At 39.9% G+C, this 1923-nt stretch carries 3 protein-coding genes; all 3 read left to right on the forward strand.

The window, feature by feature from the left end; genetic code table 11:
• The first annotated feature begins 48 nt into the window (after positions 1-48).
• Entirely contained in the window at positions 49-474 is a 426-nt protein-coding gene (locus tag A4R26_RS04035; RefSeq protein WP_081160842.1) for a helix-turn-helix domain-containing protein, read from the forward strand.
• Between the two features lie 547 nt (positions 475-1021).
• Positions 1022-1516 carry a MauE/DoxX family redox-associated membrane protein gene (locus A4R26_RS04040; protein ID WP_081160845.1) on the forward strand — a complete coding sequence of 165 codons (495 nt, stop codon included), beginning with the start codon at positions 1022-1024 and terminating at the stop codon, positions 1514-1516.
• Positions 1517-1533: 17 nt separating this feature from the next.
• On the forward strand, positions 1534-1923 hold a 390-nt coding region (locus A4R26_RS04045), incomplete at its 3' end, for a glycosyltransferase family 2 protein (RefSeq protein ID WP_133054532.1).

Raw genomic sequence — 1923 nt, forward strand, 5'->3', positions numbered from 1 at the left:
AAAGTGTATCCTATGTCATGCTATTTATCAACTAACCATTAACCTGTCATGCACACTGAAAATCATTTTAGCCTGAGAGTGCTGGTTGCAGCGGCCAAAGTAAAAGATTCCATTGATCTTAAGTTCAGCCTCGTTACCGGCACAGCACCACCGACAGGCAATGTACATACCTCTGCTGATATTGAATGGAAAAGCGTTGAGGAGTTTGCGCAGGAATTAAAAGTAAACAGGAAGGACCTGCAAAGAGCTTTTAAATATTGCAATGACAAAGGAATAAATGAATACCTGGCCTGCAGAAAAATGGAAGCTGCCTGTATGCTGCTTGCCTATGGTGAAAAGACAATAAAAGAAATAGCGATTGATTTAGATTATACGCAAAACCATTTCAGCTTTTTTTTTAAGAAACGGAAGGGGCTGACACCGCTTGAATGGCAGAAAAAGAATGGAAACGGGAATAATGACCTGAAATCGTAGAAGATTGCCCTAAAATCGTAGAAGATAAATTTTTATCACGGTTACCCTCAGCTTAACTTGCATACAGAATGAACGAAGCGCCGGTTAATTGCCCCGGCCGATAACGTAAGAACGAAAAAATCGACCCATACATCGAATATTGATTGTAACCGCAGGCAATAAGTATTCATTAACATAATAAGTTTACTGAAAAAATCCATTAACTAATTGTGCTGTCAACTTCAGCACGTACGGGCTTATCTATAATCGGATAAGGTTTCAGCCGGTACGCCGTGGTTTTCTAACTGCAGCTTGAGCCGGCCAGTCAAATGACACATTTTACCCCGAACCATCGAATATTACAAACTTAAAATTTGTCTTTTTAGGTATAGACTTTAAGAACTATAACCCGGCTTATAAGTTGGTGAGACAATTTAACGACTTTAACGAGGGTCATTGAATGCTTTTCTGAATTGTCCCGAACAAAGCGGCAGGATGTTGCTCCATCCATCACCAGCTTGTACCCGGGTATTGAAACAATATCATTAAACTTTATCAACCATTCGCAATGGAAGGACCTGCTATTCATAACGACAAGACCATCTCCTTCTCATGGCTTTCAAAAGCCACTATAGTAGAAATTATTTCAGTATTGTTTATTATACTGTTCATTTACACCGGCATCAGCAAATTGATGGAATATAGCATATTTAAAGAGCAGATTGCCGAGTCACCTGTGTTAAGGCCTGTTTCTTCTTTTATAGCCTGGTCATTACCGCTTATCGAATTCATTGTTTCCCTGATGCTGATCATACCACGCTGGCGATTGAAGGGATTATATGCATCCTTAGCCTTAATGATCGGATTCACCATCTACATTGGCGCCATCATGGCTTTTAATAAAGAATTACCATGTAGCTGCGGCGGTGTTATCTCATTGCTTTCGTGGAATGGCCACTTGATCTTTAACAGCATCTTTATAACGCTGGGATACATTGGCGTACGACTGGAAAGACAGATCCGCCGATCTATTAAGAACAACCTGATGAATACAATTTCATAATTGATAAATGATTGCTCATGTCGGATACAATAAAACAAACCAATCCTTTTATAACCGTGCAGCCTGATGTAGTGGAACAGCAAGATTTGTTAACAGGCTCAGCCAACAGAACGGGAAGTGAGCTAAAAGTAGATATCAGCCGGTTATCGATCATTATACCGGCTTATAATGAAGAAAAGACGATTTCGCTGATCCTGAACCGGATCAATGAGGTAAAACTGATCAAAAATATTGAAAAAGAAGTGATCATTGTAAATGATTGCTCCAGTGACAATACGGAAACAGTAGTGCAAAACTACATTGCCATCACACATGACCTTAATATCAATTACTTCAAATATATAAAGCACGATGTAAACCAAGGAAAGGGTGCGGCAATCCATACGGGTATCGCCCAGGCAACCGGC

Origin of the sequence: Niastella populi, assembly GCF_002078015.1 — a bacterium.
Lineage (GTDB): Bacteria > Bacteroidota > Bacteroidia > Chitinophagales > Chitinophagaceae > Niastella > Niastella populi.

Coding starts and splice junctions, on each gene's coding strand:
- A4R26_RS04035 (WP_081160842.1), top strand. CDS start 49: ATGCACACTGAAAATCATTTTAGCCTGAGAGTGCTGGTTGCAGCGGCC.
- A4R26_RS04040 (WP_081160845.1), top strand. CDS start 1,022: ATGGAAGGACCTGCTATTCATAACGACAAGACCATCTCCTTCTCATGG.